The 21,512-nt window shown below is 61.3% G+C and carries 23 protein-coding genes and 1 pseudogene; 10 read left to right on the plus strand and 14 right to left on the minus strand.

The window, feature by feature from the left end:
* Entirely contained in the window at positions 1 to 1,095 is a 1,095-nt protein-coding gene (locus ACFPN2_RS09645) for a DUF3187 family protein (protein WP_380596399.1), read from the plus strand.
* Here the strand turns inward: ACFPN2_RS09645 and ACFPN2_RS09650 are convergent, their stop codons facing one another.
* The 3 genes from ACFPN2_RS09650 to ACFPN2_RS09660 form a co-directional block, all read right to left on the minus strand.
* Positions 1,096 to 3,123: a PhoX family protein gene (locus ACFPN2_RS09650; RefSeq protein WP_380596400.1), complete on the minus strand. Its 2,028-nt coding sequence runs from the start codon at positions 3,121 to 3,123 to the stop codon at positions 1,096 to 1,098.
* A gap of 65 nt (positions 3,124 to 3,188) precedes the next feature.
* Positions 3,189 to 4,574, minus strand: coding sequence for an alpha/beta hydrolase family protein (locus ACFPN2_RS09655; protein ID WP_380596401.1), 1,386 nt, complete (start codon positions 4,572 to 4,574; stop codon positions 3,189 to 3,191).
* A 93-nt stretch (positions 4,575 to 4,667) separates the two neighbouring features.
* Positions 4,668 to 5,018, minus strand: a complete 351-nt coding sequence (locus tag ACFPN2_RS09660) for a hypothetical protein (RefSeq protein WP_380596402.1) — start codon at positions 5,016 to 5,018, stop codon at positions 4,668 to 4,670.
* A 137-nt stretch (positions 5,019 to 5,155) separates the two neighbouring features.
* On the opposite strand from ACFPN2_RS09660, the gene ACFPN2_RS09665 reads away from it, so the two are divergent.
* Genes ACFPN2_RS09665 through ACFPN2_RS09685 form a run of 5 tightly spaced genes read left to right on the plus strand, consistent with a single transcriptional unit; the run spans position 5,156 to position 7,023 of the window.
* A complete protein-coding gene (locus ACFPN2_RS09665) occupies positions 5,156 to 5,479 on the plus strand; it encodes an ArsR/SmtB family transcription factor (RefSeq protein WP_380596403.1) in 324 nt (107 codons plus the stop codon).
* On the plus strand, positions 5,476 to 5,904 hold the full coding sequence (locus tag ACFPN2_RS09670) for an SRPBCC family protein (protein WP_380596404.1): 429 nt from the start codon (positions 5,476 to 5,478) through the stop codon (positions 5,902 to 5,904). The genes ACFPN2_RS09665 and ACFPN2_RS09670 overlap by 4 nt, the downstream gene beginning before the upstream one ends.
* A 1-nt stretch (position 5,905) precedes the next feature.
* Positions 5,906 to 6,355, plus strand: coding sequence for a DUF1801 domain-containing protein (locus tag ACFPN2_RS09675; protein ID WP_380596405.1), 450 nt, complete (start codon positions 5,906 to 5,908; stop codon positions 6,353 to 6,355).
* A 12-nt stretch (positions 6,356 to 6,367) separates the two neighbouring features.
* A complete protein-coding gene (locus ACFPN2_RS09680; RefSeq protein WP_380596406.1) occupies positions 6,368 to 6,571 on the plus strand; it encodes a hypothetical protein in 204 nt (67 codons plus the stop codon).
* Positions 6,568 to 7,023, plus strand: coding sequence for a DUF1801 domain-containing protein (locus tag ACFPN2_RS09685; protein ID WP_380596407.1), 456 nt, complete (start codon positions 6,568 to 6,570; stop codon positions 7,021 to 7,023). Before ACFPN2_RS09680 ends, ACFPN2_RS09685 begins: the two co-directional genes overlap by 4 nt.
* Before the next feature lie 41 nt (positions 7,024 to 7,064).
* On the opposite strand, the gene ACFPN2_RS09690 is transcribed toward ACFPN2_RS09685, so the two are convergent.
* On the minus strand, positions 7,065 to 8,318 hold the full coding sequence (locus ACFPN2_RS09690; protein ID WP_380596408.1) for a hypothetical protein: 1,254 nt from the start codon (positions 8,316 to 8,318) through the stop codon (positions 7,065 to 7,067).
* A gap of 219 nt (positions 8,319 to 8,537) precedes the next feature.
* On the opposite strand from ACFPN2_RS09690, the gene ACFPN2_RS09695 reads away from it, so the two are divergent.
* Complete coding sequence (locus tag ACFPN2_RS09695) at positions 8,538 to 9,119, plus strand: hypothetical protein (RefSeq protein WP_380596409.1); 582 nt, start codon at positions 8,538 to 8,540, stop codon at positions 9,117 to 9,119.
* Between the two features lie 46 nt (positions 9,120 to 9,165).
* On the opposite strand, the gene ACFPN2_RS09700 is transcribed toward ACFPN2_RS09695, so the two are convergent.
* The 5 genes and pseudogenes from ACFPN2_RS09700 to ACFPN2_RS09720 form a co-directional block, all read right to left on the minus strand.
* Positions 9,166 to 9,792 carry an acetoacetate decarboxylase family protein gene (locus tag ACFPN2_RS09700; RefSeq protein ID WP_380596410.1) on the minus strand — a complete coding sequence of 209 codons (627 nt, stop codon included), beginning with the start codon at positions 9,790 to 9,792 and terminating at the stop codon, positions 9,166 to 9,168.
* Positions 9,779 to 11,203, minus strand: a complete 1,425-nt coding sequence (gene hpnE, locus ACFPN2_RS09705) for a hydroxysqualene dehydroxylase HpnE (RefSeq protein ID WP_380596411.1) — start codon at positions 11,201 to 11,203, stop codon at positions 9,779 to 9,781. The genes ACFPN2_RS09700 and hpnE overlap by 14 nt, the downstream gene beginning before the upstream one ends.
* Positions 11,204 to 11,225: 22 nt before the next feature.
* The gene (locus ACFPN2_RS09710; protein WP_380596412.1) at positions 11,226 to 11,861 is read right to left on the minus strand and encodes a hemerythrin domain-containing protein; all 636 of its coding nucleotides are present in this window, start codon (positions 11,859 to 11,861) and stop codon (positions 11,226 to 11,228) included.
* 118 nt (positions 11,862 to 11,979) lie between these two features.
* Positions 11,980 to 12,180 (minus strand): DUF427 domain-containing protein, encoded by a 201-nt coding sequence (locus ACFPN2_RS09715; RefSeq protein WP_380596413.1) that lies wholly within the window; start codon positions 12,178 to 12,180, stop codon positions 11,980 to 11,982.
* A 50-nt stretch (positions 12,181 to 12,230) separates the two neighbouring features.
* Positions 12,231 to 12,452, minus strand: a pseudogene (locus ACFPN2_RS09720) (DUF427 domain-containing protein); the annotation flags it as partial.
* Positions 12,453 to 12,503: 51 nt separating this feature from the next.
* Here ACFPN2_RS09720 and ACFPN2_RS09725 point away from each other — a divergent pair.
* Entirely contained in the window at positions 12,504 to 13,430 is a 927-nt protein-coding gene (locus tag ACFPN2_RS09725) for an SDR family oxidoreductase (protein WP_380596414.1), read from the plus strand.
* Between the two features lie 239 nt (positions 13,431 to 13,669).
* Here ACFPN2_RS09725 and ACFPN2_RS09730 read toward each other — a convergent pair whose 3' ends face one another.
* From ACFPN2_RS09730 to ACFPN2_RS09740, 3 genes are read right to left on the minus strand one after another with little or no spacing between them, the layout of a single operon-like run.
* Positions 13,670 to 14,752 carry a cysteine synthase A gene (locus tag ACFPN2_RS09730; protein WP_380596415.1) on the minus strand — a complete coding sequence of 361 codons (1,083 nt, stop codon included), beginning with the start codon at positions 14,750 to 14,752 and terminating at the stop codon, positions 13,670 to 13,672.
* Positions 14,749 to 16,191 carry a siroheme synthase CysG gene (gene cysG / locus ACFPN2_RS09735; protein ID WP_380596416.1) on the minus strand — a complete coding sequence of 481 codons (1,443 nt, stop codon included), beginning with the start codon at positions 16,189 to 16,191 and terminating at the stop codon, positions 14,749 to 14,751. Before cysG ends, ACFPN2_RS09730 begins: the two co-directional genes overlap by 4 nt.
* Before the next feature lie 37 nt (positions 16,192 to 16,228).
* On the minus strand, positions 16,229 to 16,972 hold the full coding sequence (locus ACFPN2_RS09740; protein ID WP_129781648.1) for a phosphoadenylyl-sulfate reductase: 744 nt from the start codon (positions 16,970 to 16,972) through the stop codon (positions 16,229 to 16,231).
* A gap of 131 nt (positions 16,973 to 17,103) precedes the next feature.
* On the opposite strand from ACFPN2_RS09740, the gene cysB reads away from it, so the two are divergent.
* Positions 17,104 to 18,081 (plus strand): HTH-type transcriptional regulator CysB, encoded by a 978-nt coding sequence (gene cysB / locus ACFPN2_RS09745; protein WP_380596417.1) that lies wholly within the window; start codon positions 17,104 to 17,106, stop codon positions 18,079 to 18,081.
* Positions 18,082 to 18,107: 26 nt separating this feature from the next.
* Positions 18,108 to 19,910 (plus strand): ABC transporter transmembrane domain-containing protein, encoded by a 1,803-nt coding sequence (locus ACFPN2_RS09750; protein ID WP_380596418.1) that lies wholly within the window; start codon positions 18,108 to 18,110, stop codon positions 19,908 to 19,910.
* Between the two features lie 4 nt (positions 19,911 to 19,914).
* Here the strand turns inward: ACFPN2_RS09750 and ACFPN2_RS09755 are convergent, their stop codons facing one another.
* Both ACFPN2_RS09755 and ACFPN2_RS09760 read right to left on the minus strand, forming a co-directional pair.
* Entirely contained in the window at positions 19,915 to 20,694 is a 780-nt protein-coding gene (locus ACFPN2_RS09755; RefSeq protein WP_380596419.1) for an SDR family NAD(P)-dependent oxidoreductase, read from the minus strand.
* 63 nt (positions 20,695 to 20,757) lie between these two features.
* Positions 20,758 to 21,492 carry a slipin family protein gene (locus tag ACFPN2_RS09760; protein WP_380596420.1) on the minus strand — a complete coding sequence of 245 codons (735 nt, stop codon included), beginning with the start codon at positions 21,490 to 21,492 and terminating at the stop codon, positions 20,758 to 20,760.
* Positions 21,493 to 21,512 lie beyond the last annotated feature (20 nt).

Here is a 21,512-nt window from a genome sequence, read left to right on the forward strand (position 1 = left end):
ATGGCCGGACGTCGGAGCTGCTTCGCGCTGCTGGTCATTTGTCTGTGGGGATCGGCGGCACCGGCCGCCGATCAAGACGAATGGAATCATCCCGGCCTGCTTCGCGGGCGCGATCTCACGCCGTTCGGATTGTTTCGTCTCGACATGCTGCCCGCGCATACCGTCGATGCGCGCCAGGACAGCCTCGCCGTCGAGGTGCTGACCGCCTATCAGAACACCTTCGTGATGAGCGACAACGTGCGCGAATATCTGGAAGCACGCAACGCAGTCCGGCAACCGCTGAGTCAAACCGACGCGGACGAAATCCTGAACATGGGCCGCGACGCGTATTACGTCGATGCTGAAGTCGGATTGATCGACGTCGTGTTTCACAAGCGGCTCAGCACGTGGTGGACGTCGTACCTGAGCCTTCCATACATCGGCTACGGGCGAGGCGTACTCGACCACACCATCGAATCATTCCACAACGCAGTCGGGTTCAGCCAGCAAGGCCGCGACCTGGTCGCGCGCGATCAGTTTCAGATGGTCTATAACGTGCGCGGCGCGCATTACTCACAACTCGCACAGACGCCGGGAGGATGGGGCGATCCGGTGTTGGGCTTGCGCTATTCACTGCCCGAGCCGCGCTATGGCTGGGACATCGTGTTCGAGCTGGCGGCGAAGTTCGCGATCGATGGCGAACGTTTCTTATTGTCCACCGGCCGCGACGATTACGGCACGCAGCTGACTTTGCAGCGAACCTGGGGCCGACACGCGGCCTACATCGCCGGCAGCGCGGTGTACTACGCGGGCGGCCCGGAAACACCGGCGGATGAGCATCAAATCATTCCGACAGCATTGTTCGGCTACGGCTTCGGCATCACACGCAACACCACCGCCATCCTGCAAGCGTACGCGAGCCGGAGCACGGTGCAGGATGCCGAGGACGTCGAAGAGCTCACCGAAAACAAATATCAGCTGAGCGTCGGCCTGCAACAGCGCGTCGGGCACGTACAGTGGAGCCTCGCGGTGACCGAGAACATCTCCAACTTCAGCAACACGCCCGACATCGGCGCTCAACTCGGGCTGGCTTATTTCCCCGTCGCTCGACGTTGATCAACTGCCGACGGGTCCGCCACCTTCCTTGCGAATGGCAATGACGCTGGAGCGCGGCTGATGCTTGCCGCCATCGGGCCAGTGACTGCGCGGTTTGGCGGTCGAGCCACCTTCGCCTGGATGCTGGATGCTGATGAACAATGTTTCGTTATCCGGCGAGAACTGACAGCCACACACTTCGCAGCCCACCGGGCCACTCATGAACTGCTGCAAGCGGCCGCGGTTCGGCCCTGACGTGGGCGTGACCCAGCAACCGTTATTGCTGACATGGGGCTGCACGCCGTCGCTCACGATCCAGAGATTGCCGATGCGATCGAAGCCGATGTTGTCGGGCGAGCCGATCGGACTGAGCTCCGCGGCGTTAGCGTATCCCGCGTAGTAAGCGCTGTCGGTCTTCACTTGAGTCAGATCGGTGATCAAGCGATCGCCCGATGGATCGCCGGCGAGCAGGAACACTTCCCAGGAAAATTCCAGCGAGGTGTGGTCGTCGCCCGCTTCGGCGATCTCGATGATGTGACCGAAGTTGTTCGCGCCCCGGGGATTGGCCGCATTCGGCGCCGAATCGATCTCGCGACCGCCGTACGTCGTCGTGCCGGGCTCGACGGTGCGGCTCTCGTTCCGGGTGCACGCGATGTAGATGCGGCCGGTCGTCGGATTGGCTTCGACATCTTCCGGACGATCCATCGGCGTCGCGCCGAGCAGATAAGCCGCCATACGCGCTTTGATGAGCACATCGGCTTGATCGCGAAAGCCCGCGGCGGCGTTCAGCGGCCCCTTCGGATCGAACACCAATGGCAACCACTGCCCTTTGCCGCTCGCATCGAAGCGCGCGACGTGCAGCGTGCCCTGATCGAGCAGATTGCGATTGGCCGCGCGATTCTTCGCATCGAAGCGCCCGGCCGAAATGAACTTGTAGACGTACTCGAATTTGTCGTCGTCGCCCATGTACACGGCCACGCGACCGTTCCGGGCAATCACCGGGCTCGCCCCTTCGTGCGCGAAGCGCCCCAGCGCCGTTCGTTTGATCGGCGTGCTGGTGGGATCGAGCGGATCGATCTCGACGATCCAGCCGAAGCGGAATGGCTCCGTCGGCGTGACGGCGAGATCGAAGCGCGAATCGACCACATCCCAGTTGTAGGGGCACTGCGCGCTCCACATCCGGAAACGTCGATGCGCATCGACGATGAACGGATCGACGTCGTTGCGCGCTTTCAGCTGATCGAGATTCGCAAAGTAGTCCTGAATGTTTTCTTCGGCGGTGAGGTACGTGCCCCACGGCGTCTCGCCGCCGGCGCAGTTTGCGAATGTGCCGAACGCGCGTACGCCTGTCGGATCGTCCTTGGTCTTCATCAGTGCCGCGCCGCGGGCCGCACCGCCGATGTTGATCGGCGTATCCGCGGTGATGCGGCGGTTGTATTTCGAGTCCTTCACGAATTGCCAGCTGCCGCGCTTGCGCACGATCTCGACGATGGACACGCCTTGCGCCGCTTTGGTGACCGCCACGACTTGCTGTTGCTGTTTCACATACTCACGGCTCACAGCACCGCGCAGGCCGCGAAATCCCGGATGACGGGGAAACATCAATGCGTCGTCGGTGTACTCGTTGTTCACACACAGTACGCCGTGATCGCTGCGACCGTTCAACGGAAAGAAATGGATGGCATCGCAGTTCTGTCCGAACTGCGACCGCTGGTGCTCGGCCGCTTTAGGCTCGAACAGCACACCGGCGTCGAGCTTGGTGGCATCGAGATCGGGCACGGACGAGAACAGGCTTTCGCCCCAGCGGATCAGCACGTCATGCGTGTAACCGGGCGGCAGCACGATGGCGTCGGCCTTGCTGCCTTGAATCGGCTTGAAGCCGAGCTGCGAGGTCCTCGACGCGTTCGCAGCGGGCGACGCGAACAGCGCCGATCCTGCCATGGCCATCGGCGCAATCGCCGCGCCCGCTCGCAATATCTGACGTCGAGTCAGTCGTTGCGCGAGCAGATCTTCGAAGAGAGGAGCGTCGGGAGCACGTCGGCGAATCATGAACAGTGGCGTCGGTGGCTGCGGTTGAGGACTCCTCAGCCTACCGCAATTCCACTGCGATCGTGTTACTGCAAGCCACTCTGCTTGCGATACCACTCCAGCTGCTTGCGATACCACTCCAGTTGCTGACGGAAGTAACCCTCTTCATACCCCAGCGTGACACGTTCACCGTCATCCTTTTGCTTGAAGCGCGTGATGCCGTGCTCGGCGTCGGGGTAAATGAAATATTCGATAGGTTTGTTGTCGGCCTGCAGCTTATGCAACGCATCGACGCTCCATTGCGTCGGCGCGCTGGAATCCTTGCCGCCGAAAATCCACAAGCTCGGCACCTCCAGCTTCGCGAGCGTCTGCACCGGATCGTACAGGCGGTCGATGAACGGCGGATCGTCGCGACCATACTTCCACCACAGGTACGGGCGAACGACCCACAGCGGCATGTCGGTGCCGACGATCATGCCGAAGATGGAGTCGCTGTGCTTCGCGGTCTCGAACCAGGGCTTGCTACGCGATTCCTTCAGCGCGTGAGCGAAATCGGACCAGCGATTCTGGCCGCGATCGACAATGTCGCCAATGATGGCGGCAATGCTGTCCATCTCGGCGATCTCCTTATCTCCGAAGCCCTTCTGCTGAAGCGCGTACACATAACCCCAACGATCTTCACCGAGCACCGGCACGGCCACGCCGAAGCCGACGAACAGACTGCGGATGTGGCCATCTTTCAACGCGGCGAGCGGCGCGATCCAGCCGCCCTGGCTGTAGCCGGCGAGATTCACTTTGTCGCCATCGATCTCCGGCCGCTTGCGCACGTACTGAACGGCAGCGACAGTGTCGTCGGAGAGCACGTCGAAGTTCGCGGTGTATGTTCCGGTGGAGCCGCCGGTGCCGCGCTTGTCATAGACAAATGCGGCGATTCCATTCGCGGCGTAAATGTATGGATCGGAATAATGATCCACGGCGCTGTAATCTTCGGAGCCGTGCACAGGAATCATTACCGGGAACGGTCCTTGTCCTTCGGGCAGGATCAACTTGCCTCGCAACTTGAGCTTGCCGCTCGGGAACGTGACCATTTCCTCACGCAACGGCACGCGCGTCGCATTACCGCTGGGTGATTTGTCGTCGCCGGATCGCTGCCAGGTCAAGCCGGTCACGTGACCTGCGCCGTCGCGCTGAAACCGCACGCGATTGGTGACGGGCTCGCGCTCGGCCCAACCCTCGCCGCCTTCGAAGTTACCGTTCTTATCGGTGGGCCAGAGCGCGCCGGTCTGGCCATTCATCAACTTGAATCGCAGATCGGTGGTGTCGCGCGGCCCGACCACCATCAGCGTGCCATCTTCGAATCTATATGCACCGGTATAACGGGTGTCGGTCGGTTCTTTGCGATTGCTAGCAAACCATGCCACACCGGCCAGCAACAGCAGCCCGACTGCCGTCCACACTATTTTCTTTCGCATGCGAGCCCGCGTCTCCATGGGCCCGGTGTGGGCCTTCATGGCGATTGGACGCAGCGGAATCGAGGAAGGTTGCTAAGCGGGCGCGCCGCCTGATTACGAGCCTGTGCGAGCTGTAACCATCATCCATTCGACGCCCGACGGAATCTCCTGTCCCGGCGCCTCGTAACGGAATGAGCTCACCCAGGCCGTCAACGCCTCTTGTATGCAAGCCGGGCCCGCGGGAGCTTGAATGTCACCGGTGCGACCGTCGCTGGTCACGGTGAATTCAACAAAATAACTGCCGCTGGCCTCGCAGTTGTCGGCAAGTTTCAACGGTTGCGATTGCAGGATTCGCAACGCTGGCTTGGACGGCGTCGTGGTCGGCGTCGTTTGACAGCCGCTCAATGCGATGGCTCCGAGGGCCAGGGCGGCGAATCCGATGTGTCGGTGAATGCGGTACGACATCTTTGCTCTCACACGATGCTGGCGGCCTGGTGCAATGTGCAAGCGATGCCGGCGACGAGTCAAGCCGGTCCGACTTGACTCACGCATAGCCGGCTGGTTATATATCGACCCATAGCCCGCTGGTTATTGGTTTGTTCATGTCGACCCCTCACGATGTGCTGTTCCGAACGCTCGCCGACCCGACCCGGCGCGAGATCTTCGAGCAATTGTGTCGCGAAGGTGAGCAGACGGTCGGCGCACTGACCGCTCACGCCGGCATCTCGCAACCGGCCGTTTCCAAACATCTCGGCGTGCTCAAGCTCGCCGGCCTGGTGCGCGATCGCCAGGAAGGTCGTCAGACCCATTACAGCGCGCAGCTCGGCGCTTTGAGCCCGCTGATCGACTGGACCCGTCAGATGGCCGGGTTCTGGGAACACCGGTTCAACCGGCTGGAAGATTTGTTGAAGAGGATGGATCAATGACCGCCGCCAATGAAACACTCGTCGCCGTCGTGGAGCGCGAGCTGCCGTTCCCGCCGGAAAAAGTCTGGCGTGCGCTCACTCAACAGCACTTGATCGAAGAGTGGCTGATGAAGAACGATTTCGAAGCCGTCGTCGGCCACAAGTTCAATCTGCGCGGCGATTGGGGCGGCGTGCTGGCGTGCGAGGTGCTTGCTCTCGAACCGCACAAGACGCTCTCGTACGCCTGGAATTATCCGCACGACGATCCGGCGTTCGATACCAAGACCGTTGTGACCATGACCCTCACACCGACCGGCAAGGGCACGCACCTTCGTGTCGAACAAGCCGGCTTCCGCAAGGAACAGAAACAAGCCTACGGCGGCGCCAGGGCCGGCTGGGCCCAGTTCCTCGGCAACCTCGAACAGGTTCTGACAAAGGTCCATTGATATGGCATCCGCTGCGAAGAAGAAAACTACGAAAGCCAAGAAGCCCGCTGCAAAGGCTGCGAGCACCAGCGAAACCGGGAAGCCCGCCTCTCAATTGATCGACGCGCGCATCCGCGAGCTCGGCGACTGGCGCGGCGAGACACTGGCCCGCATGCGCGAGCTGATCCTCGACGCCGATCCCGACATCGTCGAGGAATGGAAGTGGAGCAATCCGGTGTGGTCGCGCAATGGAATCATCTGCACCGGCGAGTCGTACAAGACGCACGTGAAACTCACGTTCGCACGCGGCGCGAGCGTTCCCGACCCATCGAAGATTTTTAATTCCAGCCTCGAAGGCAACATGCGGCGGGCCATCGATATCAAAGAAGGCGAGCAGGTCGACGCGCGTGCGTTCAAGACACTCATCAAAGCAGCAGTAGCCCGCAACGGCTCGCCGGCGAAGAAACGTTAAAGGAGATTCCCCTTGAGCTCATGGATTCGACAGACGCATCGCTGGCTGTCCCTCGCTTTCACCCTCGCCGTCATCGCCAATATCGTCGCGATGTTCGTCTCGCCGGGCGCGACCTGGATCGGCTTCCTGGCGCTCGTGCCGCTCATTCCGCTGCTGTTCACCGGGCTGTACATGTTCGTGCAGCCGTATCGCGCCAAGGCCCGGCAGGCTTCATGAGCACAAAGGCGAAGAAGGCTCGCAAGCCTGCTTCTAAAACCAAGGCCGACAAAGTCGTCCTGCTCTCCGGCGGCAATCCTCAGATCGCAAAGGGTTACGGCGACGAGCCCGTGCAGACTTACATCACCGCGATGCCTGATTGGAAGCGCGCCATCGGTAAGCGCGTCGATGCGCTCGTCACGAAGCACGTGCCCAAAGTTCACAAAGCAGTGAAGTGGAACTCGCCGTTCTACGGCATGGAGCAGGACCTGTATTTCCTCAGCTTCCATTGCTTCAACAAATACGTGAAGCTGACGTTCTTCCGCGGCTCATCGCTGAGCCCGCCCCCACCCGGGGTCAGCAAGTATCCGGCCGTTCGTTACTTCGATATCCGCGAAGATGACAAGGTGGACGAGACGCAGCTGGTGAGTTGGATCAAACAAGCGGCGGCCTTGCCGGGCGAGAAGATGTGATTCGCGCGGGCCGCTGACACCCGCTGCGGCATCCATCGCGATTACATGGACTTTACTTCAGCGATTACTGCATCGAGTTCCGTGAGATGCGCCTGAATCGTCAGCTTTGACTTCAGATGAAGTAGCAACTCCACAGCAAACGCCTTGGGCTTCGCCTGAAACAACTCTGCGTTTGCACGATCGTTACTGACAAACAGCTCGGCAAGCTGCCGCACCTGGGAGGTGTTCAGAGACTCCACGTACTCGGTCAGATGCTCGTGGGCACTCGACCGTCCCCAATGATTGCCACACCAGGTTGCGATGACCTCCTGATACACCTCGCCAAATGCGTTATTCGGCACATAAGGGCCGAACTGCTCCAAGGTCTTCGCCGCATCAACCTCTTGCGACCACCCGTAGGAAGCATCTTTGGCCTTTGCCAGAGCTTTTGCAGCGTGACGATAAAGCACAGCTCGCGAGCCGTCCGGGATATACCTGACACCCTGGACAGCAACCAGGAAGTCCAGGAGCCTGCTGGCAGCAGAAGAATCAGCGCTGGTATCTTCTTGAGGGCTTATCTTGTAAGTTTGATATCTCAGACCCGCAGTCTTTCGCAGGTCTTCGCTCGATCTTTTCCAAAGGACCGGGAAGATGCTGGCCGCATTCGAAAGTGCCGGCTCCTGACCCTTGCAAAGCAGATCCAGCAGGAATCCGAAGGCCACTTTAATGTCGGCGACCCCGAGCGCCGCCACCTGATCCTGCAAAATTGACATCTGATCGGAGTCCAATTTCGAGGTCTTGATCGGGTCAAACAGCCCGGACACGGAATGACCTGGATCGGGCAGTGGTGAATCGAACAGGTTGTGCTGTAACAGGAGAGACAATGCGATTACATCGCCGTGCTCAACCTTATTCTCCGAATCGTGCGCCGGGGATGCGTGATTTCGCATCCAGTTGATCATTTCTAAAGCCTTCCCCGCCTTCTTGTTGAGCAGCCCGAGCTTCGTACAGCAACTGATGACCACCAGATCGTCAACACCCGCCCAACGCTCCGAAATACTGTCCCCGTCCTTGTTATATTTCTTTCGACCGGCTTCATCCTTGGCAACGGACTCAAACAGATCCATGCCATACGCTTCGCAGCGTCTGCGCAAGTTATGCACCGCCGCGTTCCATATATCCAGCAGCGCGTGATCATAGAAGCCCGCATCGAAAAGCTTCCTGGCCTGTCGAAGCTGGTCCACTTCACGGGATGTGATAGCGGGAAAACTATCGACATTGGGCGATACAAGAAGGACAGGAAGTGACGCGCTCATTTGTTCTTGACGCCTGATTCATCACACCCAGAGGCTGGGACGCAAATTATAACCACGACGATGCCGTTTGCCAGCGCATCGTGCTCGTGCATCGGGACATTTGCCTCGGGCACTCGCAGAGATTTTTGATAAATCGGGACAAACCTACCTTGGTTGATTTCACGCCGCCGGCGCAAGCTGATTGGCGGAATCAAATCACACCAACGAGGAGACCGGGCCATGTTGTTCAAAGGATGTGTTCTATACGTGGGATTGTCAGCATTGGGCGTAGCAGGGGCGTCAAGAGCGATTGCAGAGGAAGGGCCGGCGCACGCCGCGACGGCACAGCATCGCGCGGCCGATAGCAAGAAACGCCAGGAAGGAGAACTCGTAAGGATCGTGCGAGAGTCCACGGCTCGGTTTAAAGATCCGGCGGATGCGGAAGCCGAGGGTTATCAGCTGATGTTCGGTTGCGTGTCTGGGCCGGACGCCGGGGCGATGGGCCTTCACTATGTGAACATGTCTCTGGTGGGCGCTGGCGTGCTGGATGCCACGCGTCCGCAGATTGTGATCTACGAGCCTTTGCCGAATGGACGTCGACGCCTCATCGGCGCGGACTATTTGCTTCTGGCAGAGGCATGGGATGGGAAGAATGCCGGCCCACCCCAACTCATGGGGCAGCTGTTTCATCTGTTCGAGGCACCCAATCGTTTCGGACTCCCGCCGTTCTACACGCTGCATGTCTGGGCCTGGAAGGACAGCCCGACCGGGACCTTCGTGAACTGGAATCACGACGTGTCGTGTGACGCCTTCGAGGATTGAGCAAGGAGCGCACTCCGCCTTTCAGGCGGAGTTGCGACCTCGATGATCATCGGTGCGGACGACCGATCTTGATCTTCATTTGCTCGCAGACGACGACGCTCATCGTGCCGACGAATCCAAGCTGGCCCAGGCCAGGATCGCCACCCAACTCCACGCTTGCCCGAGCGAAGGCGACACGAGCGGAGCCGCGAGCCGCAAACCAGCTCTCATCTTTACGATATTTGCTCATGGCAACGCCCGCGAAGGGCAGCCGTATCGATCGACGCGGAGGTTCAAACAAGGCCTGCGCATTCAAACCCGAACCTGAGGCACGCGCCCGGCCAGCGATCCATTCCATCGAGACCGGTTCCTTGGGCAGCGCCCAGATGGCGCGGCCGGCGGCGATGGAGGTGGCGTGATCGACGCCGATGTGAGAAATCCAGAAGCCGAGCCGGCCTTTGCGCCAGACCAGCGCCGGCGCGACGATGACTTCGTGGTACGAACCGACTGGACTCTCCCAGTACTTACAGAGATACAGAATTGCGAGCGTGCGCCCGGGCCAGACGCAAACGACCTTCGCATCGGCCGGCACGAACTGTCGTGCAACGTCGCTACGAACCAGCTTCAACCCAACGATCGCCTCGCCGCGCAACGTCCAGGGCGCGGATTGGAAACGCGGGTCATCCAGCGCCATGCCTGTGCACCCATCCGGCAATGCCCTCTGGCGCTCGCTTCGGCAACACCAGGGAACGTGGCGCGCCCTGCCATCGAAAGATGGCTTCGGCCGCGGCCCATCCCGAATGAACGGCGCTTTCCATCGATGCGGGCAGCGCCGTGTCCGTCCAATCTCCTGCGAGCAGCAGTCCCTCGATGGGAGTCCGCGTGGCAGGTCGATTTCGCTCGCTGCCTGGCGTGGGACAAGGGATCGCCATTGGAATGCGATTCACGACAGCATGACGAACGCTGGCCCGCTCCGCCGCCGGCAGCGCCTGCTGAATCTCACGGACGGTCGTAGCCACGATCTGCTCATCGCTCAGCGAGTCGGCGCGATGACTATAAATGATGTTGCTCGCGATCACCGATCCGTGCCGGTCGCTCCAGCCGCATCGTATGTTCGATAGATCGTAGAAGTCGGTGTTCAAGTCCGCAGGATTCCAGATGCGTGCCCAGAAGCGCTCGTCGCCCAGCTTGCGATCGAACCAGAGATAGCAGCTCACATACGGGCTTGGCTCAAAGCCGCCAACGCTCATGAAGGGGCGCATCTGTCGCCAGCCGTCGGGAAGCATACTCATCAACGACTGCGGCGTCACGGCCGCGACGCAGATACGCGCAGCGACGCGCTCACCGCCCTCCAACGCGATGTATTGAAAGCGACCGTTCTCGGCGACCATTCGGACGACGCGAGCATCGAGATGAATGACACTCCCGGCGCGTTCCAGTTTCCGGATAGCGGGTGACACAAACAATTCGGCCAGAGCGACATCGGCGAATCCAATGGCGTACTCCTTCAGCCCGACCAACTGAGCAAACACACGCATGAGAGCACCCGCCGAGCAGCGCTCCAGCGGAACGTTCAGTACCGAGATGCACGCGGTGGCCCAGAACCATTCGATGAAATGCGACGTGACCCCACAGTGACGAAGCAGCTCCAGAGCGGACTTTCGATCGAGTCGCCTGACCTGCGCCTCGGTCAAGCGCATTGCCATGCATAGCACGCGTCGACAGGAAAGAATATCCGCCCAGCCGATCCGCTCGGCCGTGGCGAAGCTCGGCATCAAATGAAGTGGCGGCGAAAGCGCGTGCAGGCGCATGTCGGTAACATGCTGCCCTTCCCTCAGGCGCAGCAACCTGCCCGTTTCCCACACGATCCGATCACGCGTTCCCAGCAGCTCCAGGAACGCGAGCATGTTTCTATATTCTGTGAGAATGATGTGCGGGCCGAGATCCACATCGTCGCCGCTGTGTCGATCGGTCCAGCTGCACGCACGACCTCCGAGCGTCGAGGACGCTTCGACTACACCAACCTGCAACCCGCTATCTCGGAGCGCGACCGCGCAGGCGAGACCAGCGATCCCGCCTCCGACGATCACAATGTCAAACTGCATCTACCTACGCACAAGCACCTGCTCAGTGGCGCCATCGGCTCATGCTGCTTCCCATGTTTTTTCTGTTGCTTCTCGACAGGAGCATCGCGCCCACCGCAACGGCGCCTGCCGTGAGTAACGCCGCGCCGGCAGCGGCGCCTGCAGGAAACGATCGTACGGTCGTTTCAGCGAACTCGGCGGCGTGAGGCTTCATCAGTTCCAGCCGACGTTTGGTCATGTCCATCCCGAGTCGGCCGAGCTGATCGGGCAGCAAACGCTCTGCCGCCGGTAGCAGCCGGGTTTCTTCATCCGCGACGTGATGAATCACCAGGCGCATCAGCTCCAGAAACTTTTCGTCGAAGGCCGGTTCCTGAATCGAGCTGTCGTTACTGCACATCTGTCGCAGCTCGCCAATCATCTGGCGCATTCGATCGTGCTCGGGCTGGCTTTTCTCGAGCACGTCGTCGCCACTCATGACATTACGCAATGCCGGATAGAAAATTTCTTCTTCCAGCTGTGCATGCACTTCGAGCGACAGGCAGACATTCTTTACCAGGGCGCGCTTCCGACCGATCGAGGTCTCCGGCCGGTAGCGATGGAACACCGCCATGACTTGAGAATGATCCAGCCGGATCATGGAAGTGATGCTGGGTGTGATGCGTTCGGTAACCGCGTTCATGTTCGCGCTCCCCGGCGAGCGATTCAGGGTGACAAGTGTCCAACGGCGGACCGGAAGGCTTGTTCCCGCCACGCATACCTACGGTGCCGCCTACATGCGGACCGCCTTTCCCCGACCATTACGGACGCGGCGAAATACTGATCTCCGGCAGTCGGTCGTCGTAGAACGCCAGGCGGCCTTTGAGTGCGAGGTGCTCCTCGTAGGGATCTTCGTACGACCACACCGCATCTCGCAGCTCTTTGCCGCCGACATCGACAGTGAAGTAATTCGCGACACCTTTGAACGGACATTGCGACGTGGTCGCCGACTGAACGGACATTGCGACGTGGTCGCCGACGCCTGCAGTCGTTTCATATCGACATCGGCGCGCGGAAAGTAATAACGCACCGGGCTGACATCCTCTTCGACCTTCACGACATCGCTCGAATCGGCGATCGTGTGCCCCGCCACCGACACCTGGATCCGCTCGCGCAGAGGATGCTCCGCCACTTTGTGGTCGGGATGTTCCCGATGCCCTGGAGACCTGCTCATGGTGCGCGCCTGCTCGAGTGGGATAGCAATGCAACAGGGTAAATCATGGATGGGTTCCATGACGGAACACTCCCGGCAAGCCAGCCGTTGCCGGAGAAATCGGAGGTAACCATGGCAACGCAGTCAGATTTGAATGGCAAGGTGGTCGTAATCACTGGCGCGTCCAGCGGCTTCGGGCGTGGCGCGGCAGTCGAATTTGCAAACGCCGGCGCGCAAGTCGTACTCGCCGCGAGACGCGGCGAAGCGCTGGACACTGTAGCTCGCGAGTGCGAGACCGCAGGAGGCACTGCCATCCCAGTGTCGGTGGATGTGAGCAGCGAACGGGAGGTGGAGCAGTTGGCTGAGACCGCAATTTCCCGATGCGGCCGCATCGATGTATGGATCAACAACGCCGGCGTTGGCGCGCTCGGTCGCTTCGAAGATATTCCGCTGGACGTGCACGAGCAGACCATCAAGACCGACCTGCTCGGGACGTTGTACGGTTCGTACTTCGCCTATCGTCAGTTCCTGAAACAAGGCAGCGGCACGCTCATCAACATCGCCTCCGAGCTCGGCAAGACCAGCGTGCCCTATTACACGTCCTATGCCGCCGCGAAACATGGCGTGGTTGGGCTAAGCGACTCGCTACGCCAGGAAGTGAAACAGAATCACATCGACGGCGTACATATCTGCACCATCCTGCCGACCGCGCATGACACGCCGTTCTTCGATCACGCCGCCAACTACACGAAGCACGAGATCACACCGCCGAAGCCGTTGCACGATCCGCAAAACGTGATCGATGCCATCATCGATGTCGCGCGCGATCCCGAAGACGAACGCATCGTCGGCGGCGACGGCGTGCTGAAAGTGGCAATGGCGAACCTCATGCCCGGCACGACCGAGAAGATGGAAGCCAAGACGATGCACAAGACGCAGTTCGAGGATGCACCTCCGGGACCCGATTCGCCCGGCGCGGTGGAGCGTCCCGAGGCGAAAGGCACAGCGGTGGATATGAATCGGCGCAAACAGAGGAAAAGCACGAAGACCAAGGAGTGAACCCGGCCTAGGGTTTGCTCTCGACGAGATGAGCTGCCGATAGCCACGCGTGACGGGTCATCGACTCCAGTCGCCTCACGGTATCGACGCGGCTCATCGCCTCGTCGGCATTCAATGAACCGCTCGCCACCGAGCCAAGGGTTACTGTGGGATGGACTGGCCTCAGCTCGCGAAGGGTGGTCGACCGCGGCCGCAGGCTCCGAAGAACCTGCGGCCGCTATGTCGAGCAGGGATCGCGCTTAAGCGCTCAGTCGCTGCGGAAACGCTCCAACGTGGGCAACATTCTTCGCCACATCGAGCAGCGACGGCTGACCGTTCTGCGACAGGCCCGACGCGTCGAGCAGGCCCTTCTCCGCCAGCCACTTCTTGTTGAACAAGCGCGACTGATACTTCGCGCCGTTGTCGCAAAGGATGGTGACGATGGTGTGGCCGGGGCCGAGTTGCTTGGCGATCTGCACGGCCGCGGCGACGTTCACGCCGCTGGTGCTGCCAAGGAACAAACCTTCATCGCGCAGCAGCTGATAGACGGTGCGCACGCAGTCGATATCGGTGATATGCAGAGCGTCGTCGATCGGCGAGCCTTCGAGGTTCGCGGTGACGCGGCCGATGCCGATACCTTCGGTGATCGAGCCCGGGCCGGTGGCCTTCAGCTCGCCGTTGCGAATCCAGTGATACAGCGCGCTGCCCTGAGGATCGGCCAGCGTGATGCGCACGTTGGGATTTTGTTTCTTCAGGTAACGCGAGATGCCGCCGAGCGTACCGCCCGTGCCGGTGGCCGCGACGAAGGCGTCGATCTTGCCGCCCGTCTGCTCCCAAATCTCCGGCCCCGTCGTCTGCTCGTGCGCATCGCGGTTCGCGGTGTTGTCGAACTGGTTGCCCCACACGGCGCCCGGAATCTCGTCGGCCAGGCGGCCGGCGATCTTCTGATAATGATTTGGATCGCTATACGGGACGGTCTTCACGCGCAGCACTTCGGCGCCGAGCGTTTCGATCATCTGATACTTCTCATTCGACTGGTTGTCCGGCATCACGATGATGCAGCGATAGCCGCGCGCGTTACAGACATGCGCGAAGCCGATGCCGGTGTTACCCGCCGTGCCTTCGACCAGCGTGCCGCCCGGCTTCAATTTGCCGCTGCGCTCGGCCGCTTCGATGATGGCTTTGGCGGCGCGGTCTTTCACCGAGCCGCCCGGATTCATGAACTCGGCCTTGCCGAGGATTTCGCAACCCGTGAGCTCACTAAAACGATTCAGGCGGATCAGCGGCGTGTTGCCGACGGCGTCGGCGAAACCGCGACGGATAATTTCATTCGAGCTGCTCATGCGGACAGCCTTCCTTCATCAGTGAGTGCGAGTTCGACGGAGCGCGTGTTGAACCAATGCAAAGCCTCATGCAGACGAGTCACCTCGCCCACGATCAGCAATGCCGGCGATTCCACGCGAGCTTCGGCGGCTTTCTGAACCAGATCCGCAATCGTGGCAGTGACCACGCGTTGCGACGGACGCGTTCCGTGCTCGATGAACGCGGCGGCGCGGGTTTCCGGCACGCCATGCTCACGCAACCGGGCGACGATGTTCTCGAGCTGGTTCAGGCCCATGTAGAACACCACTGTGTGACCGGGACGCGCCAGCGCGGCCCAATCGACGTTATCCGTCTCGCCCTTGAAATGTCCCGTAACAAACGTCAGTGCCTGCGCGTGGTCGCGATGGGTGAGCGGGATGCCTGCGTAAGCGGCACAGCCCGCCGCGGCGGTCACGCCCGGCACGACTTCGAATCGAATACCTTCAGCAGCCAGCGCTTCCAACTCTTCGCCACCTCGGCCGAAGATGAAGGGGTCGCCGCCTTTCAACCGGCACACGCGCTTGCCTGCTTTCGCGAGCTTCACGAGCAGCGCGTTGGTATCTTCCTGCGACACGTGATGATTGCCCGCGGCCTTGCCCACGTAGATACGCTCGGCATCGCGACGAGCGAGATCGAGCACTTCGGCTGAAACCAGTCGGTCGTAAACAATCACATCCGCGTTCTGCAAAGCTCGCAGCGCTCGCAACGTCAGCAAGCCCGGATCGCCCGGACCCGCGCCGACCAGCGCCACTTCACCCGCGAACTTCGATTGCTTCGCGAAGCGAGTGAGCGAGTTGCCGATGCGATCGAGCACGCCCTGCCCCGCCGCGTCTTCGCGGCCGGACAACACATCGGCGGCAATCGAGCCGTCGAAGAAATTTTCCCAGAAGCGCCGACGCGTGCTGGCGTGCTCCAGCTTCGCCTTCACCGAAGGACGCAATTTGCCGGCGAGCTTGGCGAGATCGCCGAGCCGCTGCGGTAGAAACGATTCGAGCTTCTCGCGCAGCCGCCGCGTCAGCACCGGCGCATCGCCGCTGCTGCCAACAGCAACGACGACGGGCGAGCGATCGACGATCGCCGGCATGATGAAGCGCGACAGCTCGCGATCGTCGACCACATTCACTGGAATGTTCCGACGCTCGCATTGATGCGCGACCCACGCGTTGACCGATTGCTTGTCGGTGGCCGCGATGGCGAGCCTCATGCCGTCCAGCAACTCCGGCTGGAACTCGCCAGGCACGTAAGTGATATCGCCGGCCGCGGCTTTCGCGGCCAACGAGTCGATCAGTTCAGGCGCAACGACCGTGACTTTCGCGGAAGTGCGCAGGAGCAGATCGATCTTGCGCGCGGCTACTTCCCCGCCGCCGACGACCAGCACCGGTTCGTTCGCGAGCCGCAAAAAGATCGGGAAGTAGTCCATGTGGGGCGTCGTCCTGCGACGCGCTGGCGTCGCGAGCTTATTGGCCGGCCGCGCGACGCGGCTCGACCTTCAGCGGAATGACCCGGCGGCGCGGCTGCAGGCCGCACTCGCGAGACTCGGGATTCTCCCACCACCAGCGACCCGAGCGCGGGTCGGCACCGGGCTCCACTGCCCGGGTGCACGGCGCGCAGCCGATGCTGGGATAGCCTTTGTCATGCAGGGCGTTGTAAGGAAGGTTACGAGCCTTGATATACGCCGACACGTCGGCCTCGGTCCAGTCCAGCATCGGGCTGATTTTCCACAGGCCGTAGCGGTCGTCCCAGGACTTGGCTTCACCCAGCGCGCGTTCAGCGGACTGTTCGCGACGCACGCCCGTGACCCAGGCCTTGCGGCCGGCGATGGCGCGCTTGAAGGGCTCGATCTTGCGAATACCGCAGCAGGACTGCCGTTCTTCGGTACCGAGATAGAAACCGTTGATACCATTGTCACGCACGTACTGCTCGATGGCCTCGGCCTGCGGATAGAACACCTGAATGCGACGCTGATAGCGGCGCTCCAGGCGATCCAGCAGGGACAGGGTCTCGTCGTGCAGGCGACCGGTATCGAGGGTGAACATCTCGATTTCTGGCGTGTAGGTGCTGATGATATCGGTCAACACCATCGCCTCTTGCCCTAAGCTGTTGGAATAGACCACATCCTGGTGCTCGCGAACGGCCTGCTCCAGCAGGGCGCGAGTGCCCTCGACGAGGGTTTGCAGGCGGGGTGACAGTGCATCGGTCATGGTCAATCGATCCTTATTCTCTGGGATGCACTGTAGCTAACCGCCTTATAACCAGGGAAAGACTGGTTTGTTCTGTCATGATGCGGGCCCGTTATGACTCCGCCGCGCTTTGATTCGCTATAGTTAAGTGCATGAAACTACAACAATTACGGTACCTCGCCGCCATCGTCGAGAACGACCTGAACATCACCGCCGCGGCCGAGCGCCTGCATACCTCGCAGCCGGGCGTCAGCAAGCAGCTGAAACAGCTCGAGGATGAGCTGGGGTTTCCCATCTTCCTGCGCCAGGGGAGAACCCTGACGCGCGTGACGCCGGCGGGTAAGCGGGTCATCGACCGCGCCCAGAAAATCCTGAAGGAAGTCCAGAGCATCAAGCGCCTGGCGGATGAGCAGAAGGGCGACGGCCGGGGCTCGCTGGCCATCGGCACCACCCATACGCAGGCCCGTTATGTCCTGCCTCAGGTCATCCGCCGGTTCCGGGAGCGCTATCCGGACGTGGAGCTGCACCTCCACCAGGGCACCTCCGAGCAGATCGCCGACATGGCCGCGCGCGACCGCATCGACTTCGCCATCAACACCGGCTCGCAGGAGCTGTTCACCAATCTGGTGCTGTTGCCGTGCTATCGCTGGCATCGGCGCATCGTCGTGCCGCAGGGTCATCCGCTGGCGAGCGAAGGCAAGGTGACTATCGAGATGCTGGGCAAGTATCCGATCGTCACGTACGTGTTCGGCTTCTCCGGTCCGTCGTCGTTGCAACAGATTTTCGCGCGTCATGGCATTACGCCGCAGGTGGCGCTCACTGCGCGCGACGCGGACGTGATCAAGACGTATGTGCGACTCGGGATGGGCGTAGGTATCGTCGCCAGCATGGCCATGGACCCGCGTGAGGATTCGGACCTCGTCTCCATCGACGCGTCGCATCTGTTCCCGGCGCACTCGACCTGGGCCGGCTTCCATCAGGGCGCCCTGCTCCGTAGTTACATGTATGACTTTCTGCAGTTACTCGCGCCGCATCTGACCCGCCGGCTGGTGGATCGCGCCGGCAATGCGGCCACGCCGTCCGATGTGGAGGCGTTGTTCACGGATGTCGAGTTACCGGTCTATCGCTAGACCCACAAGGATGTTTCGCACCCGCCATGGCAGCTAATCCAGAAAGACCCAAAGGCCGCTCGCTCAAACCGCTGCGCGAGCTGTGGCCTTATCTGCGCAAGTACAAAGGCATCCTGGCACTGGCGATGATCGCGCTGCTGGTCGCGGCGGCGGCGATGCTGGTGATCCCGATGGCGTTTCGCGATCTGATCGATCGCGGCATGGCGGCGCAGGACGCGGCCACCATCAATACCTACTTCGTGGCGTTTCTGGCCGCGGCTGCTGTGTTCGGTGTGTTCGCCGCCTTGCGTTTGTATTTCGTGACTTGGCTGGGCGAACGGGTCGTAGCTGACTTGCGTGAGGATGTTTACGCGCGCGTCGTGCGTATGGATCCGACGTTCTTCGAAGTCACTCGGATTGGTGAAGTGCTGTCGCGACTCACGACGGATACGACGCTCGTGCAAGGCATCGCCGGTGTGAATCTTTCCATGACGTTGCGCTCGGCCGTGCAGCTGATCGGTGCGCTGGTGCTGATGATCACCACCAGCCCGTCGCTGGCCGGCATGATCGTCGTGCTCATTCCTCTGGTCATCGTGCCCATCATCGCCGTCGGCCGGAAGCTACGATCGCTGTCGCGCGAGTCGCAGGACAAGGTCGCCGATACCAGCGGTCTGGCCGGCGAAACGCTGAATGCCATTCAGACAGTGCAGGCTTTCACGCTCGAGGACCTGCACAGCAAGCGCTACACCAAAGCTGTCGAAGACTCGTTCCGTGTGGCCCTGCGCCGAACGAAAGTTCGCTCCGCCATGTCGGCGATCGGCACGACGATGATTTTCGGCGCGATCACTTTCGTGCTGTGGCAGGGCGCGCATCGCGTGCTCGACAAGGAAATGACCGGCGGTGAGCTGAGCCAGTTTTTGATTTACGCCGTGTACGTCGCCATCGCGGCCGCGACGCTGAGTGAAATGTGGGGCGAAGTGCAACGCGCGGCGGGCGCGATGGAGCGCCTGGTTGAATTGAAAGTCGCGACGCCGAATATCGTTGCGCCTCCCAAGCCGGCGCAGTTTCCTTCGCCGCCCGTTGGGCGCATTACGTTCGAGCACGTTTCTTTCCGCTATCCCTCGCGGCCGGAGTCGTTGGCGCTGAATGATTTGTCGCTCGCGATCGAGCGTGGCGAAACGGTTGCGTTTGTCGGGCCTTCTGGCGCGGGCAAGAGCACGACGTTTCAATTGCTGCTTCGGTTCTACGATCCCGCGTCCGGACGCGTGACGATCGATGGCGTCGACATCGCTCAAGCGCGGCCCGAAGACATTCGCGCTCGTATCGGCTTGGTTCCGCAGGAGACCGTGCTGTTCGGCGCGACCGCGCGCGAGAACATTCGCTACGGCCGCCCCAACGCTTCCGACGCCGACATCGAAGCCGCCGCACGTGCCGCCGGCGCCGACGAGTTCATTCGCGAACTGCCCGAAGGCTACGACACCTTCCTCGGCGAAAAAGGCACCCGCCTCTCCGGCGGCCAACGCCAACGCATCGCCATCGCCCGCGCCCTGCTGAAGGATCCGCCGATCCTTCTGTTGGATGAGGCTACGAGCTCCCTCGACGCGGAGAGCGAACGTTACGTGCAGGAAGCGCTGGAACGCCTGATGGAACATCGCACGACCTTAGTGATCGCCCACCGCCTTGCCACCATCCTCAAAGCCGACCGCATCGTCGTGCTGGACCACGGCCGCATCGTCGACATCGGCACCCACGCTCAACTGCTCGAAAGCAACGAGCTCTATGCGCGCCTGGCGGCGCTGCAGTTCGCGGACCTGGCGAATGGCAGCTCGCGGGACGCAGTCGCTTCGTAATTCTCTAGCGCGACTGAGGCGGGGCGCCGAGGCGGTTGCCGCCGTCGGCGAGAACGAGTTCGCCGGTGACGGTGGGGGCGCCGGTGAGGAGCCAGAGGGCGACGTCGGCAATGTCTTCGGGGGTGCTGGGTTTCTGTAGGGCTGAGTTGCTCGACCAGCGAGCGCGGGCTTGTTCGTATTTGGGGCCGATTGCTTCCTGCAGCCAGCGAGTCTCGACGAAGCCGGGGCACACCGCGTTGACTCGAATCTGCGGGCCGAGCGCACGCGCCAAGCCCATCGTCATTGTGTTCAAAGCGCCCTTCGATGCGGCGTAGGCAATCGAAGTGCCGGTGCTATCGACACCCGCGCGGGAAGAAATATTCACGATGGAGCCGGCGCCTTGCTTACGCATCGCCGGCTCGACGGCGCGGATCATCTGGAATGCGCCGATGACGTTCACGGAATAAATCTTCTGGAAATCCTCCGCCGACAACGCTTCGAGATTGGAGTGATTGAATACGACCTTGGTCGTGCCGGCGTTGTTGATCAATCCGTCGATCCGGCCCCACTTCTCCAGCGTCGCCTCCGCCATGCGACGGCAATCGGCATCTTGAGAAACATCCGCGCGCACCAGCAGCGTCTCGCCGTCGTGCTTCTCACATTCACGCGCCGTCTGCTGAGCTTCCGCTTCGCTCTTGGTGAAATTGATGACCGTGCGCCAGCCGCGCTTCGCCAGTTCCACAGCGCAGGCAGCGCCAATGCCCGTCGCCGAACCCGTGACGATGCAAACATTGCCGGCGCTCATGCTCCACCTCGAACGAAATGCGACACGACGAGTGTGCACTGTCGCGCCCGCTCCTGTCACGGATCAGCGATCCAGCAGGGGCTTGATCAAGTCGATCGGCAATGGAAACACCACGGTCGAGGTCCGCTCGCTGGAAATATCGCTCAACGTCTGCAGATATCTCAATTGCATCGCGCGCGGCTCGGTGCCGAGCATCTGCGCTGCTTCCACCAGCATGGCCGCGGCCTGCTTCTCGCCTTCGGCATGAATGATCTTCGCGCGCCGGGTCCGTTCCGCCTCGGCCTGCCTGGCGATGGCGCGGATCATGCCTTCATTGAGGTCCACGTGCTTGATCTCCACGGTGGCCACCTTGATGCCCCACGCGTCGGTGGCGTGATCCAGGATTTGTTGAATGTCCAGATTGAGCTTGTCGCGCTGACTGAGTATTTCATCCAGCTCGTGCTGGCCGAGCACCGACCGCAGCGTGGTCTGCGCCAGCTGGCTGGTCGCCTCGACGCGGTTGGCCACCTGGATCACGGCTCGGGCCGGATCCACGATGCGAAAGTAGACCACCGCGCTGACCTTCACTGAAACGTTGTCGCGCGAAATGACGTCTTGCGTGGGCACGTCCAGCACGACAGTTCGCAGATCCATCTTCACCATTCGCTGCACGAGCGGAAGGACGACGATGATCCCGGGACCGCGCGTCCCCGTGTAACGTCCCAGCGTGAAGATCACGCCGCGCTCATATTCATTCAAAATACGGATCGCGCTGAAGAGCAGAAACAGCAGGATGACGACGGGTACGATCAGGTACATGGCTCGATCCTCGTTTGCTG

It is taken from the genome of Steroidobacter flavus (assembly GCF_042651805.1).
Lineage (GTDB): Bacteria > Pseudomonadota > Gammaproteobacteria > Steroidobacterales > Steroidobacteraceae > Steroidobacter > Steroidobacter flavus.